Here is a 13,459-nt window from a genome sequence, read left to right as displayed (position 1 = left end):
AAGCGACTGGCCAGGCATCGCGGCGCCCCGGGCTCCCGCGGTCATCCCGCTAGCGCTGCATGCCCCAGCGGCGCACGGTCAGCCGCTCGATGGCCTGAAACACCACGCCCTCCACCAGCAGGCCCAGCACGATCACCATCGCCAGGCCGGCGAACACCCGGTCGGTATACAGCTCGTTGCGGTTCTGGAAGATGTACCACCCCAGGCCGCCCTGGCCGGAGGTGGCGCCGAACACCAGTTCGGCCGCGATCAGGGTGCGCCAGGCGAAGGCCCAGCCGATCTTCAGCCCGGACAGGATCGCCGGCAGCGCGGCGGGAATCAGCAGTTGCGCCACGTAGCGCGGCCCGCGCAGCCCGTAATTGCGCCCGGCCATGCGCAGGGTTTCCGGCACCGCCTGGAAGCCGGCGTAGGTGGTGAGCGCCAGCGGCCACAGCACCGAATGCACCAGCACGAACACCAGGCTGCCGGTGCCCAGGCCGAACCAGAGCAGGGCCAGCGGCAGCAGCGCGATGGCCGGCAGCGGATTGAACATGGCTGTCAGCGTGCCGAGCACGTCGCGGCCCCAGCGCGTGGAGGCGGCCAGCGCGGTCAGCACGAAGGCCAGCACCACGCCCAGCGCGTAGCCCTGCGCCAGCACGCGCAGCGACGCGCCCACGCGGCGCAACAACTCGCCCGACAGCAGCCCGTCGTAGAACGCGCGTGCGGTCTGCAGCGCGCTGGGCAGCATCAGATCGTCGCCAACCACGCGTGCGGCGATCTCCCACACCGCGATCAGCACCACCAGCACCAGCGCCTTGCGCAGCCACGGTGGTGCCTGCCAGCGCGTCGGCGCGGCGGCTGCAACCAATGCGGGATCCAGCGGCTGCAGGGCCACTTCGTACTCGGCCCGCACCGGTGGCAATGGCGGCAGCGCGGTGGCGTTGCCGCCGCTCATGGCAGCACCTCGCGCTGGCGCTCGGCGGGGCGACGCAATGGCGCGACCTTGGCATCGTCCAGGGCGTCGTCGGGCAGGTCGAACAGTAGCCGATGGATCCGCTGCGCGGTCTGCTGGAACGCCACGCTGCCGGCGCTGTGCGGGCCGAACGCATGCGCGTTGAGCTCGGCACGTACCTGGCCCGGATGTGGCGACAACAACAGCACGCGGTTACCGACCACCAACGCCTCCTCGATCGAGTGGGTGACGAACAACAGGGTGAAGCGCGATTGCTCCCACAGCTCCAGCACCTGCTCCTGCATGCGCGAACGCGTCAACGCATCGAGCGCGGCGAACGGCTCGTCCATCAACAACACGCGCGGCCGCATCGCCAACGCGCGCGCAATCGCCACGCGTTGCTTCATGCCGCCGGACAACGTGTGCGGATACGCCTGCGCAAACGCGCTCAGCCCGACCTGCGCCAGGCTGTCGTCGGCACGTTCGCGCGCTTCGGCACGCGACAGCTTGCGGGCGGCGCGCAAGCCAAACACCACGTTCTCGCGCACGGTCTTCCAGGGCGCCAGCTGGTCGAATTCCTGGAACACCACCACCCGGTCCGGTCCGGGTCCGGTGACCGCGTTGCCATCCAGGCGGATCTGCCCCTCGCGCGGGGTGACGAAGCCGGCCACCGCCTTGAGCAAGGTGGATTTGCCGCAACCCGACGGCCCCAGCAGCACGAAGCGATCGGCTTCATGCACGTCGAAACGCACGCGGTGGGTGGCACGCACCACGCGCTGCGCGGAGGCGTATTCCAGGCTGACGTGGTCGACCTGCAGCAATGGTGTGGGCGTGGCCATCGCTCAGCTCCCGCCCGCGATCAGCGGATCGTCGAAGAAGTAGTCGCCCAGCTTGCCCGGCGTCTGCTTGATCGCGCCGCTGTGCTGCATGAACTTGCCCAGTCCCAGCGTGTTCTGCGGCACCACGGTGAACTGTACCTTCGGGTCCTTGAAGATCTGCAGCACCAGCGCGCGATCGATGCTCGAGCCATTGCGACGCAGGAAGATATCCGCCGCCTGCTCCGGATGGGCGGTGACAAAGCGCGCAGCCTGATCCAGCGCCGCGACGAAGGCGCGGTAGGTCTTGGGATTGTCGCGGCGGAATTTCTCGGTGGCATACAGCACGGTGGCCGACGAGGGGCCGCCTTCGATCTCGTAGGAGCTGGTCACGATGTGCGCGGCCGGATTGCGCGCCAGCTCCTGCTCCTGGAATGGCGGGCTGGCGAAGTGGGCGGTGATCTCGGTGCGGCCGCGGATGATCGCTGCGGCCGCGTCCGGATGCGGCAAGGCGACCTGCAGCGGGTCCAGCTGGTGGGTGCCCTTGTCGCCCCAGCGCTGTTGCGAGGCATGCTGCAGGAAACGCGACTGCACCGACACGCCGGTGGCCGGCACCGCAATGCGGTCCTGCGGGGTGAAATCGCCGATCGACCTGATGCGCGGATTGTTGCTGATCAGGTAGTACGGAAAGTTGCCCAGCGATGCCACGCCGCGCACGTTCTGGCGGCCATGGGTGCGGTCCCAGATGGTGAACAACGGCCCGACGCCGGCACCGGCGATATCGATCGAACCGGTCAGCAGGGCGTCGTTGACGGCCGCGCCACCGGACAGCTGCAGGAACTGCACGTCGATGTCCACGCCGGCCACCTTGCCCTGCTGCTCGATCAGCTTCTGATCCTGCGCCACGTCCAGCAACAGATAGACGATGCCGAACTGTTTGGCGATGCGCAGCTTTCCTTCGGCCTGCGCATGCGCGCTGTGCAGCAATGGCAATGCGGCCAGGAGCAGCAGCGCGACATGTCGGGAAAAACGTCGGCGCTGCGGACGTGCGTGAGAGGTGACGGTCAAACGCATGCGGCGCTCCAGTCGAGGGGGGAGGAAGAAGGCGCGTTTCCCAGCGCATTACGTGTTGCGAAACGCGCGCGAGGCAGCACCTTGGCTAGAACGGCGCATCGCCTTCGATGGTGGTGCGGTTGAGCCGGCGACGCAGATGATCGGGCGTGCCGGCGGCCAGATGCATGACCGAGCGGTTGTCCCAGAACACCATGTCGTGCGGCTGCCAGCGATGCCGATACACCAGCGCATCGCCGGTGCTGTGTTCAAACAAGGCCTGCAGCAGTGCAGCACTTTCGTCGTCGGGCAAGCCGACGATGCGGGTGGTGAAATGCTCGCTGACAAACAGCGCTTTCTGGCCGGTTTCCGGATGGGTGCGCACGATCGGATGCTGCACCGGCTTCACTTCGGCAATCTGCTCCGGCGTCAGCGCCGGGCGCCACGGATTGCGCGCGCGCAGTTCTTCGTACTTGGCCAGATAGCTGTGCTCGGCACGCAGGTCCTGCACGGTGCGTTTGAGTGCATCGGGCAGGGTCTGCCAGGCCAGGTGCTGATTGGCAAACAAGGTATCGCCGCCTTCGCTGGGCAATTCCTGCGCATGCAACAGCGAGCCCAGGCTGGGGGTGTCCTTGTACGACAGGTCCGAGTGCCAGTAGTGGCCGGCATCACCCAGGCCGATCGGCTCGCCGTTCTCCTTGATGTTGGACACCACCAGCACTTCCGGATGTCCGCGCAACTGGAAGTTGCGCAGCACATGGATCTGCAACGGGCCGAAGCGACGGCTGAAAGCGACCTGCTGTGCCGGCGTGATGCGTTGCTCGCGGAACACCAGCACGTGGTAGTCCAGATGCGCCTGATGGATACGCGCGAAGGTGTCTGCATCCAGTGGCTGTGACAGATCCAGGCCGATCACTTCGGCGCCCAGCGGGGCGTCGAACGGTACGATCCGAACACTGGAAGAGTGCTCTATGGAAACCGCATCGCGCGGCGGCTGCGCACGCGCAGCGGAAGTGACGCTGACCATGACGGTGGCACCTCGACGGCAACGGACGGCCGCCTGGGCCGGCGGCCGGACACACCACTGTAGGCAGTCCGGTCGCCGCTGCGAACGTACGATTGGCAAGGTGCTTATGCGCTGCCGGTATATGCAGCGATGTGACGGAACGCGGACGGGCGACGCCTGCGCGCCGCCCGTCCGCGGGTTCAACCGACCCGGCCTTAGTCGGTCCGCAGCGCCAACGCCGGCGGCGTGGACAGGATGCGTCGCGTGCCCGACCAGCCGGCCATCAGGCTCAGCGCAAGGCCAAACGCGCCGCCGAGCAGCAGGCGCAGCCAGTCCGGCGTCAATGCGATCTCGAACGCCTTTTGCCCGACCACCGCACCGATCACCGCGGCGGCGGTCACCGCCAGCGTCGCCGCCAGCAGGCCGAGCGCGCCGAACTCCACCAGCACCGCGCCACGCAACTGGCCGCGACGCGCGCCCAGCGTGCGCAACACCGCGCTGTCATAGCGACGCTCGCCGGCGGTGGCCTGCAAGGCCGCCAACAGCACCAGCACGCCGGCCAGCAGGCTGAAGCCCATCACCAGTTGCACCGCCTGCGCCACCTGGTCGATCACCTCGCGCACCCGGCCGAGGATGGCATCGATATCCAGCACCGAAATGTTGGGGTAGTCGCGGCTCAGCGACGCCAGCCTGGGCGCATTGCCGGGCGGCAGATGGAAGCTGGAAATCAGGTTGTACGGCGCATCGCCGACCGCGCCCTGGTTGAGCAGCAGGAAGAAATTGACCCGGAATGAATCCCAGTCGGCCTTGCGGATGCTGGTGACGGTGAAACTGCGCTGCTGCTCGCCCAGCAGCAAGGTGATGCGATCGCCGAGTTTGAGCTGATACCGCTGCGCCCAGCCTTCTTCCACCGAGGCCTCCGGCGCAGTGCTGTCGGCGGCCCAGAATCTGCCTTCCAGCAAGGTGTTTGCCGGCGGGAATGCGTGCCGCCAGGAGAAGTTGACCGGGCGGTTGTCGCCGTCGCCATCGTCGGCTGGATCGCGGTCGCCGCGCAGCGGTGGCTTGTCGTTGATCGCCACCAGCCGCCCGGTCGAAAACGGCTCCACGGCCGCATCGTCCACGCCCAGACTGCGCAGCGTCTGCAGCACCGGACCGGTCTGCTCGGGCTGGATGTTCATCAGGAAATAGTTGGGCGTCTCCGCCGGCAGGCGGTCGCGCCATTGCCCGAGCAGGCCGGGGCCGACCACCGCCAGCAGCAGCAGCGCGCACAACGACAGCGACAGGCCGACCAGCTGCACCACGCTCAGTCCGCGGCGCCGCGTCAGCGAGGCCAGCCCCAGCTTCCACGCGCCGCGCAGGCGGTGCTGGATCGGCCGCAGCAAGGCCAGCAGGCCAAGCCCCAGTGCCATCGCCACCAGCGCCAGGGCGGCCAGCCCGCCCAGCACCCAGCCGGCCAGCACCAGGTTGCCGGTCGCATACACGGTCAGCGCCAGCGTGGCCGCCAATGCCGCGGCGTAGACCAGCAGGGAACTCGGCGGCACCGCGGCAAAGCTGCGGTTGAGCACACGCATCGGCGGCACGTTGCGCAGCCGCAGCAGCGGCGGCAGGCCGAAGCCTAGCAACAGCACCAGGCCGATGCCTGCACCGGCCAGGGCCGGGGTGGCCTGCGGCAACGGCAGCCGGTCCGGGATCAGGCTGCCCAGCGCCTGCACCAGGCCTTCCTGCGCCAGCATGCCCAGCCCGATCCCGACCAGGCAGGCCGGAATCGCGGTCAGCAGCAATTGCAGCGACAGCATCGCCAGGATGTCGCGCTGGCGTGCGCCCAGGCAGCGCAGCACCGCAACCGTGTCGATCCGGCGCATCGCAAAGCGGTTCGCTGCCAATGCGGTCGCCACACCGGACAACAGCACCGCCAGCAAGGCCGACAAGGCCAAAAAGCGCCCCGCACGATCGAACGCCGCGCGCATGCCGCGCTGGGTGTCCTCGATGCCGACCAGGCGGAATTCGCTGGCGCGCGGTTTCAGCCAGGCGCGCAGTTCGGCGATGGCATCGGGTGCACCGGAGAACATCAGCCGGTACGAAGCGCGGCTGCCGGGGCCAAGCAATCCGGCACCGTCGATATCGGCGCGATTGACCAGCAGCGGTGGCGACAGCTGCATCAGCTCGCCGGACGCATCCGGTTCGGCCCGCAGCACGCCGGTGATGGTGAGGTGGCCGGCGCCGAATTCCAGCTGTTCGCCCACGCGCAGGCCCAGGGCCTCCAGCAGGCGGGGGTCGGCATAGGCCTGGCCCGGCGGCGGTGCGCCCGCAGGCGTGCCCTGCATGCCTGCGCTGTCCCTGGACACCAGCAACTGCCCGCGCAGCGGGTAGCCCGCGCCAACCCCGCGGATATTGGCCATCTGGCTGGCCTCGCCGTGAAATAGCACGCTGGGGAAGCTGACCATGCGCGTGCTCTGCAGGCCGCGGCGTTGCGCCTCGGCGGCGAAGTCGGCCGGGATTTCCTGGCGGCCGGTCACGCCCAGATCGCCACCGAGCACCTCGGCCGCGCTGGAGGTCAGGGCCAGGGTCACCCGATCGACCAGCGTGCCAACCGCCGTCATCACCGCCACGCCCAGCACCAGCGCGGCGAACACGGTCAGCAGGTCGCCGGCCAGGAACTCGCGGCGCACCGCGCGTGCGGCTTGGCGCAGCACGTTCATGCGGCCGGACCGGTCTGGGCGTGCAGGCGGCCGCTGTCGATGCGGTAGATATGCTTGCAACGCTGCGCCAGCGTCATGTCGTGGGTCACCAGCACCAGGGTGGTGTCGCTGGTGGCGTTGAGCGTGAACAACAGGTCGCTGATCTGCGCGCCGGTGGTCTGGTCCAGGCTGCCGGTGGGCTCGTCGGCAAACAGGATGCGCGGTCTGGCCACGAATGCGCGTGCCAGCGCCACGCGTTGCTGCTCGCCACCGGACAGCTGGCGCGGGTAGTGGCGCGCACGCGCGCTCAGGCCGACTGCCTCCAGTACCTCGCGTACCCGCGCCGGGTCCTCGCGCCCGGCCAGTTCCAGCGGCAGCGCGATGTTTTCTTCGGCGGTCAGCGCCGGCAGCAGATGGAAGCTCTGGAATACGAAGCCCACCTCGCGCGCGCGCAAGGCGGCACGGGCCTCTTCGTCCAGCTGGCCCAGCTCCTGGCCGGACAGCGCAATGCTGCCGCGGCTGGGCAGGTCCAGCCCGGCCAGCAGGCCGAGCAGGGTGGTCTTGCCCGAGCCGGATGCGCCGACGATGGCGATACTGTCGCCTTCACTGACCGTCAAGCTGACCTTGTCGAGGATGTGGAGTGTTCCCTCCGGTCCACTGACGGACTTGCCGACGTCGCGGACGTCGATGGCAATGCGGGTACTGGAGTGGGGGGCCAGACTGTCGATGAGGAATCTCCGAATGCGTGAAAGAACACTGCGATATGGCGTGCTGGTCCTGTGGCTGCTGACACTGTCCCTGCTCGCGCCGGGAATTGCCTCTGCCAAAAGTCCGGTGGCGACCGCCCCGATCCTGGTCGTCGGCGACAGCCTGAGCGCTGCGCACAACATCCCGGTGCAGTCTGGCTGGGTCACCTTGCTGGACCAACGCCTCAAGCGTGACATGGCGACGCCACCGGCGGTCGTCAATGCCAGCATCAGCGGTGAGACCACCTCCGGTGCATTGACGCGGCTGCCCGGCCTGCTGCAGAAGCACCACCCCGGCGTGGTGGTGATCGAACTCGGCGGCAACGATGCGCTGCGCGGCCTGACCCCGGCCCAGCTGAAGGGCAACCTGGAAAAGATGATCCAGCTCAGCCAGCAGGCCGGCGCGAAGGTGCTGCTGCTCGGCATCGATGTGCCGCCCAACTATGGCCCCGCCTATCGCGACCGCCTGAAGGCGACCTATGCCGACCTGTCCAGGCAGTACAAGACCGCATTGGTGCCGTTCTTCCTGGAAAAGGTCGCGCTGCAGCCAGGCCTGATGCAGGCGGACGGCCTGCATCCCACTGCCGCGGCCCAGCCCAGGGTGCTGGAAACGGTCTGGCCTGCGCTGCGCCCCCTGCTCGGCCGTTGACGGCCGGCGGGCATCGCGCGCCGTCACAAAACGTTAGATGGTCTTCACGCCCTTTCCACTGCCGATCCGGCATGTTTCACAAAGCTGAAGACCGAGGAAAGTCCATGCGTCAGACCAAGGAAACGTCCGGCCTCGTGCTGGTCGTTGAAGACAACCGCAATATCTCTGAAATGATCGGCGAGTACCTGGAAGGCCGTGGCTTCGAGGTCGACTATGCGCAGGACGGACTCGACGGCTACCGTCTGGCCGCCGAGAACAGCTACGACGTGGTCGTGCTGGATCTCATGCTGCCACGTCTGGACGGCATCGAAGTGTGCCGCCGCCTGCGTAACGACGCACGCAAGTCCACCCCGGTGCTGATGCTGACCGCCCGCGATACGCTGGACGACAAGCTCACCGGCCTGGGTTTCGGCGCCGACGACTACCTGACCAAGCCGTTCGCGATCCAGGAACTGGAAGCGCGCCTGCGTGCCCTGATCCGTCGCGAGCGCCGCCAGGTCGGGTCGGAAGTGCTCAAGGTCGCCGACCTGGTGCTCGATCCGGTCAGCATGCGCGCCACCCGCGCCGGTACCGAGCTGCAGCTCTCGCCGATCGGTCTGCGGCTGCTCACCATCCTGATGCGCGAGTCGCCGCGGGTGGTGACTCGCCAGGAAATCGAGCGCGAGATCTGGGGCAACGGGTTGCCGGATTCGGACACCCTGCGCAGCCACCTGTACAACCTGCGCAAGATCATCGACAAGCCGTTCGATCGCCCGCTGCTGCACACCGTGCAGAGCGCCGGCTATCGCATTGCCGACATCGCCCAGCCGATGGCCTGATGTCGCCGGTCGGCCGCCATGCTGGCGGCCGGCCTCCTCCTGTAGGCGCCCACGCGCCGCTCGTTTCCGCGCGCTGCCGTCTGGCTGCACGACGGGCTTACGGAAGCGTTGCCTATAATCCGGCGCTCTCCCCTGGATGCAGCAATGCCGCACGGGCTTCCACGAAAAATACGTCTGGCCTTCCTCCTGCAGGTCGCTCTGGCGAGCCTGGCGATCGTGCTGGGTGGCTATCTGCTGTCCTTCGTCATCAAGTACAGCCTGGTGCGGACCGTGCTGGCCGACGAGGCGGTGCATTTCTGGCGCGTGCACAAGGACGCACCGAACAACCCGCCACCGAATACACGCAATATCCAGGGCTATTTCTTGCCTGCCGGCCAGGGCCGCGACACGGCGCCGGCGGAGTTGCAGCGGTTGTCGCCAGGCTTCAGCGAAGTGGCTGCCGCCGATGCCCTGGTGTATGTCGATCAACGTCCGGAAGGGCGTCTGTACCTGGTGTTCCCACGCTCGCGTGCGGCCCATCTGACGCTCTGGTTCGGAATCGTGCCGGCGATGCTGGTGCTGCTGGCGATCTATGGCGTGTTCTGGGTGACCTACCGGATCTCCAAACGCCTGGTGTCGCCGATCAGCTGGCTGGCACGGCGCGTCTCGCAGTGGGACCCGCGCAACCCGGATGTCGACGAACTGGCACCGGAGCGGTTGCCCGCCGACCTGCAGGGTGAAACGCGGCAGCTGGCCGCTGCCCTGCATACGCTCGGGCAGAAGGTCAGCGACCATGTCGCGCGCGAGCGCAACTTCACCCGCGATGCCAGCCACGAACTGCGCACACCGCTGACGGTGATCCGGGTGGCCAGCGACATGGCGCTGGCCGACGACGAATTGTCGCAACGCACCCAGCGCAGCCTGCGCCGGATCCAGCGCGCCGGCCGTGACATGGAAGCGGTGATCGACGCCTTCCTGATCCTGGCGCGCGAAGCCGAGATCGACCCGCAAAGCGAGACCTTCGATGCCGCCGAACTGGCCAGCGAGGAAGTCGATAGCGCCCGCCAGCTGCTGGGCGACAAGCCGGTGTCCCTGACGATGGTCGGTGACCGCAGCCTGCAGATGTTCGCCCCGCCGCGGGTGATGCGCGTGGTGCTCAGCAACCTGCTGCGCAATGCATGCGCCTATACCGATACCGGCAGCATCGAGGTGGAAGTCACCCAGGACCGCATCATCGTGCGCGATACCGGGATCGGCATGAGCGAAGAGGCGCGCGCGCGCGCGTTCGAGCCGTTCTTCCGCGCCGATCCTACCCGCCCGCAGGGCACCGGGCTGGGCCTGTCGATCGTGCGCCGGCTGTGCGATCGCTTCGGCTGGCGGATCGAACTGCATAGCGAGTCCGGTGTCGGCACCTCGGTTGCGGTGGTGGTGGCCTGAGGGAGTAGTGGCCGTAGCGGCATGTGGGTGCCTGCAATCTGCCACTGACCAGGGAGATGCGCCGCACGCGCCCAGGGCGCCGGTTGCGGTTGCCGATGCCGCTGTTTTCCACTACATGGCAACGAGGCTGCGTGTCGTGCCGATCTGCCGCAGACGCCAGGTGCCTCTGCGGGATCGGTGACGCAATGGGTTGATCTGGCGAGTGCGACGCCAGATCGACCCGCCAAGCGTTACTTCTGCTCCAACACCGGGGCCACGGCCTTGCGCCAGATGGCATAGCCATCGGCGGTCATGTGCAGCATGTCGTCGCGAAACAGCGCGGCACGTGGCTTGCCGGTGGCATCGAGCATCGGCGTGTAGACGTCCACGTAGTCCACCTGCGGCAGCGGCGCGAGTGCGTCCTTGATCAGGCGATTGGCGGTCACGATCGCCGGCAGCAGATGGGCGCGCGAGGGGCTGGGTTTGATCGACAGGTAGCTGATGCGCGCGCTGGGCAGATCGCGGCGGATGCGCGTCACGAATGCCAGCACGTCGTCGCGGACCTGCTGCGGCGTGCGGCCGCTGTTGAGATCGTTGTCGCCGGCATACAGCACCACCTGGCGCGGCGCATACGGGATCACGATGCGGTCGGCGTACCAGGTGCTGTCGCGCACTTCCGACCCGCCGAAGCCGCGATTGATCACTGGCATGCCGGGGAAATCCTGCGCCAGCGTGTCCCAGAAACGGATCGACGAGCTGCCGACGAAGACGATGCCGTGCCTGGGGGGCGGCTGCTGCGCGTCGCTGTCGGCGAAGCGCTGCATATCCGCTTCCCAGGCGGCATTGGACACCTGCGCCGGTATCTGCGGCGTGGTGTGCGGGGTGGCGGCGTGTAGCTGGCCGGACAACAGCACAAGGGCGCACAGCAGCGTGCGCAAGGGATGTTTGGTCATGCGAAGGAACCTGCAACAGTAAAACGGGCCATCATGGTGCGACAGGCTGGAAGCGCAGGGCAAACCCATAAGCTTCCAGCGCCTGCGATCACCGTGCGTGCAGATCGCCTCGCCGTGCCTGCACCGACGCTGTGGCGAAGATTGCGCCATGCGGCAGCATCTGACGGCCCGGCAGGCCCAACGTCAGCTGTTCGACCGCGTGGCAGCGCCCTGGCGGCGCGCTGCACGACGGTGCAAGATTCGCACTTTCCTCAGCAGTGACCCCGCCATGCGTTTTAGCCGTCCCCAGACATGCCCTTGCGGCCGGAAGCACTGACCGCATGGCCGATCAACTGGGACACGTGCCGCGCGGTCCGCGCCGCATGCTCAAGGCGGCGATCTGGTCATGGCAGGGATTGCGCGCGGCATGGCTGCATGAATCCTCGTTTCGGCTGGAGGTGTGTCTGGCGGCAGTGATGTCGCCGCTGGGGCTGTGGCTCGGCCAGTCCGGCCTGGAACGTATCGCGCTGGTGGCGCCATTGCTGATCGTGCTGGCGGCCGAATTGCTGAATTCGGCGATCGAGGCGGTGATCGAGCGCTACGGCCCCGAGCACCATGTGCTGGCCGGCCGCGCCAAGGACATGGGTTCGGCGGCGGTGTTCCTGCTGTTGATCAATGTGCTGCTCTGCTGGGGACTGATACTGCTGCCGCGGTGGTTCTGACGGCCCGTGCGTCTGCGCAGGCCACAGCTGCCGATCAGCTTCTGCAGGCGATTGGATCGGCGAAGGTGGAGACGTTCGTGCGAGCGACGCACCAGAGCGCGCCGGCGGTCGTGGCGGCCGCCACGGAGCCCGCGGTGACTGCCGCGGTTGCAGGCTTTCTCGCATCTGGCCGGGATCAGCTGCCTGGCGGGCGCATGTGCATGCCGGGTTGACTCGCCGCGTGGCATGCTGCGGCTCTCTTTCAACGGAATCGCCTGCATGCCCGTCCTGATTCGCGCCCTGGTGTTGCTGATGCTGACCGTCTCGCTGTCCGGTTGCGGCTACAACGCGATCCAGCAGAAGGAAGAAGGCGTCAAGGCAGGCTGGTCGGAGGTGCTGAACCAGTATCAGCGTCGTGCCGACCTGATTCCCAATCTGGTGCGCACCGTGCAGGGCTATGCCCAGCAGGAGCGTCAGGTGCTGACCGAAGTGACCAACGCGCGCTCGCGGGTCGGACAGATCCAGGTCAATGCCGATGACGAAGCCTCGCTGAAACGGTTCCAGCAGGCGCAGGGCGAGCTCGGCAGCGCGCTGTCGCGCCTGATGGTGGTCAGCGAAAACTATCCGCAGCTGAAATCCGACCAGTCGTTCCGCGATCTGCAGGTGCAACTGGAAGGCACCGAAAACCGCATCACCGTGGCGCGCGGTCGCTACATCCAGACGGTGCAGGACTACAACACCTACATCCGTTCGTTTCCGCAGGTGATCACTGCCAAGATCTTCGGCTACCAGCCCAAACCCAACTTCAGCGTGGAAAACGAGGCGCAGATCTCACGCGCACCGCAGGTGGATTTCGGCAATCAGCAGGCGCCGCAGCAACAGCCTGCGCAGCAACCGCAGCCTGCGCAGTAACAGCGCTTACCAGGCAGGAGTCAGGCAATGCGGCAAACGCACAGCTGGGTGTTCTGGATGTTGGCGCTGTTGTTGCTGCCGGCCTCGCTGCTGGCGCAGGACCTTGCAGCCATTCCGCCACTGCGCTCGCCGGTGGTCGATACCACCGGCACATTGGACGCCACGCAGACCCGGCAACTCGAGCAGCAGGCGCTGGCCCTGCAGCAGCGCAAGGGCGCGCAGTTGCAGATCCTGATCGTACCCACCACCCAGCCGGAGGCGATCGAGCAGTACACCCAGCGCGTGTTCGACCAGTGGAAGATCGGTCGCAAGGGCGTGGACGACGGCGTGCTGCTGCTGGTGGCCAAGGACGATCGCCGGGTGCGCATCCAGCCCGGTTACGGCCTGGAGGGCGCGATCCCCGACATTGCCGCCAACCGCATCATTCAGGAGTACCTGGCACCGCGCTTCCGTGAGGGCGACTACGCTGGCGGCATCGGCGCTGCGACTGCGACGCTGGCCGGCCTGATCGAGGGCGAGCCCTTGCCGGCGCCGGTCAGCGGGCACGCCGCTGCCGGCACGGGCAATGGTTCGGGCGGAGGCGGTGGCTGGATCATGGCCTTGTTCATCGGGTTTGTGGTCGCGATGGTGGCGCGTGGCATCCTCGGCGCCCTGCCGCGGCCGCTGCGCGCGTTGCTGACCGGCGTCGCGGCCGGCGGCGCTGCCTTGCTGTTTACCTCGCTGCTGTTTGCCAGCGCCGGCGCTGCGGTGATCGGGCTGCTGGCAGGCCTGGCGTCCGGTTCGCCGGGGCGCTTTGTCGGCGGCGGTGGCTGGGGCGGTGGTGGAT

At 67.6% G+C, this 13,459-nt stretch carries 13 protein-coding genes; 6 read left to right on the top strand and 7 right to left on the bottom strand.

Going from position 1 to position 13,459, the window contains the following annotated elements:
* Nucleotides 1–49: 49 nt before the first annotated feature.
* The 6 genes from EO170_RS09320 to EO170_RS09295 all read right to left on the bottom strand — a co-directional run bounded on the left by EO170_RS09320 (nucleotide 50) and on the right by EO170_RS09295 (nucleotide 7,115).
* Nucleotides 50–934: an ABC transporter permease gene (locus tag EO170_RS09320; protein WP_119129651.1), complete on the bottom strand. Its 885-nt coding sequence runs from the start codon at nucleotides 932–934 to the stop codon at nucleotides 50–52.
* Nucleotides 931–1,770 (bottom strand): ABC transporter ATP-binding protein, encoded by an 840-nt coding sequence (locus tag EO170_RS09315; protein ID WP_126944346.1) that lies wholly within the window; start codon nucleotides 1,768–1,770, stop codon nucleotides 931–933. The genes EO170_RS09320 and EO170_RS09315 overlap by 4 nt, the downstream gene beginning before the upstream one ends.
* 3 nt (nucleotides 1,771–1,773) lie before the next feature.
* Entirely contained in the window at nucleotides 1,774–2,820 is a 1,047-nt protein-coding gene (locus EO170_RS09310; RefSeq protein WP_126944342.1) for an ABC transporter substrate-binding protein, read from the bottom strand.
* 85 nt (nucleotides 2,821–2,905) lie between these two features.
* Nucleotides 2,906–3,823 carry a TauD/TfdA family dioxygenase gene (locus EO170_RS09305; RefSeq protein WP_126944339.1) on the bottom strand — a complete coding sequence of 306 codons (918 nt, stop codon included), beginning with the start codon at nucleotides 3,821–3,823 and terminating at the stop codon, nucleotides 2,906–2,908.
* 194 nt (nucleotides 3,824–4,017) lie between these two features.
* Nucleotides 4,018–6,501, bottom strand: coding sequence for an FtsX-like permease family protein (locus EO170_RS09300; protein ID WP_126944337.1), 2,484 nt, complete (start codon nucleotides 6,499–6,501; stop codon nucleotides 4,018–4,020).
* Nucleotides 6,498–7,115, bottom strand: coding sequence for an ATP-binding cassette domain-containing protein (locus EO170_RS09295; protein WP_277601087.1), 618 nt, complete (start codon nucleotides 7,113–7,115; stop codon nucleotides 6,498–6,500). Before EO170_RS09295 ends, EO170_RS09300 begins: the two co-directional genes overlap by 4 nt.
* 91 nt (nucleotides 7,116–7,206) lie before the next feature.
* Between EO170_RS09295 and EO170_RS09290 the strand changes: the two genes are divergently transcribed.
* From EO170_RS09290 to EO170_RS09280, 3 genes are all read left to right on the top strand, one after another.
* Nucleotides 7,207–7,875 (top strand): arylesterase, encoded by a 669-nt coding sequence (locus tag EO170_RS09290; RefSeq protein ID WP_184629949.1) that lies wholly within the window; start codon nucleotides 7,207–7,209, stop codon nucleotides 7,873–7,875.
* Between the two features lie 104 nt (nucleotides 7,876–7,979).
* Nucleotides 7,980–8,693: a response regulator transcription factor gene (locus EO170_RS09285; RefSeq protein WP_002811889.1), complete on the top strand. Its 714-nt coding sequence runs from the start codon at nucleotides 7,980–7,982 to the stop codon at nucleotides 8,691–8,693.
* Nucleotides 8,694–8,837: 144 nt separating this feature from the next.
* Nucleotides 8,838–10,109, top strand: a complete 1,272-nt coding sequence (locus tag EO170_RS09280; RefSeq protein WP_104649656.1) for a HAMP domain-containing sensor histidine kinase — start codon at nucleotides 8,838–8,840, stop codon at nucleotides 10,107–10,109.
* A 230-nt stretch (nucleotides 10,110–10,339) separates the two neighbouring features.
* Here the strand turns inward: EO170_RS09280 and EO170_RS09275 are convergent, their stop codons facing one another.
* Nucleotides 10,340–11,041, bottom strand: a complete 702-nt coding sequence (locus EO170_RS09275) for an SGNH/GDSL hydrolase family protein (RefSeq protein ID WP_104649655.1) — start codon at nucleotides 11,039–11,041, stop codon at nucleotides 10,340–10,342.
* A 320-nt stretch (nucleotides 11,042–11,361) separates the two neighbouring features.
* Here EO170_RS09275 and EO170_RS09270 point away from each other — a divergent pair, with 320 nt between their 5' ends.
* From EO170_RS09270 to EO170_RS09260, 3 genes are all read left to right on the top strand, one after another.
* Nucleotides 11,362–11,742 (top strand): diacylglycerol kinase, encoded by a 381-nt coding sequence (locus tag EO170_RS09270; protein ID WP_104533011.1) that lies wholly within the window; start codon nucleotides 11,362–11,364, stop codon nucleotides 11,740–11,742.
* A gap of 258 nt (nucleotides 11,743–12,000) precedes the next feature.
* Nucleotides 12,001–12,633, top strand: coding sequence for a LemA family protein (locus EO170_RS09265; protein WP_104649654.1), 633 nt, complete (start codon nucleotides 12,001–12,003; stop codon nucleotides 12,631–12,633).
* A 27-nt stretch (nucleotides 12,634–12,660) separates the two neighbouring features.
* Nucleotides 12,661–13,459 (top strand): TPM domain-containing protein (locus tag EO170_RS09260; RefSeq protein WP_126944333.1); only part of this gene is annotated, 799 nt, incomplete at its 3' end.

The sequence above is a fragment of the Xanthomonas sp. BRIP62409 genome, assembly GCF_003992965.1.
In the GTDB taxonomy this organism is placed as follows: Bacteria; Pseudomonadota; Gammaproteobacteria; order Xanthomonadales; family Xanthomonadaceae; genus Xanthomonas; species Xanthomonas euroxanthea.
Note: the sequence above shows the minus strand (reverse complement) of the source record. Positions and strands in the feature narration are given on the sequence as shown.

Excerpts from the sequence above, each read along its gene's own strand:
- EO170_RS09320 (WP_119129651.1), bottom strand. The coding sequence starts at position 934 with ATGAGCGGCGGCAACGCCACCGCGCTGCCGCCATTGCCACCGGTGCGG.
- EO170_RS09315 (WP_126944346.1), bottom strand. The coding sequence starts at position 1,770 with ATGGCCACGCCCACACCATTGCTGCAGGTCGACCACGTCAGCCTGGAA.
- EO170_RS09310 (WP_126944342.1), bottom strand. The coding sequence starts at position 2,820 with ATGCGTTTGACCGTCACCTCTCACGCACGTCCGCAGCGCCGACGTTTT.
- EO170_RS09305 (WP_126944339.1), bottom strand. The coding sequence starts at position 3,823 with ATGGTCAGCGTCACTTCCGCTGCGCGTGCGCAGCCGCCGCGCGATGCG.
- EO170_RS09300 (WP_126944337.1), bottom strand. The coding sequence starts at position 6,501 with ATGAACGTGCTGCGCCAAGCCGCACGCGCGGTGCGCCGCGAGTTCCTG.
- EO170_RS09290 (WP_184629949.1), top strand. The coding sequence starts at position 7,207 with ATGAGGAATCTCCGAATGCGTGAAAGAACACTGCGATATGGCGTGCTG.
- EO170_RS09285 (WP_002811889.1), top strand. The coding sequence starts at position 7,980 with ATGCGTCAGACCAAGGAAACGTCCGGCCTCGTGCTGGTCGTTGAAGAC.
- EO170_RS09280 (WP_104649656.1), top strand. The coding sequence starts at position 8,838 with ATGCCGCACGGGCTTCCACGAAAAATACGTCTGGCCTTCCTCCTGCAG.
- EO170_RS09275 (WP_104649655.1), bottom strand. The coding sequence starts at position 11,041 with ATGACCAAACATCCCTTGCGCACGCTGCTGTGCGCCCTTGTGCTGTTG.
- EO170_RS09270 (WP_104533011.1), top strand. The coding sequence starts at position 11,362 with ATGGCCGATCAACTGGGACACGTGCCGCGCGGTCCGCGCCGCATGCTC.
- EO170_RS09265 (WP_104649654.1), top strand. The coding sequence starts at position 12,001 with ATGCCCGTCCTGATTCGCGCCCTGGTGTTGCTGATGCTGACCGTCTCG.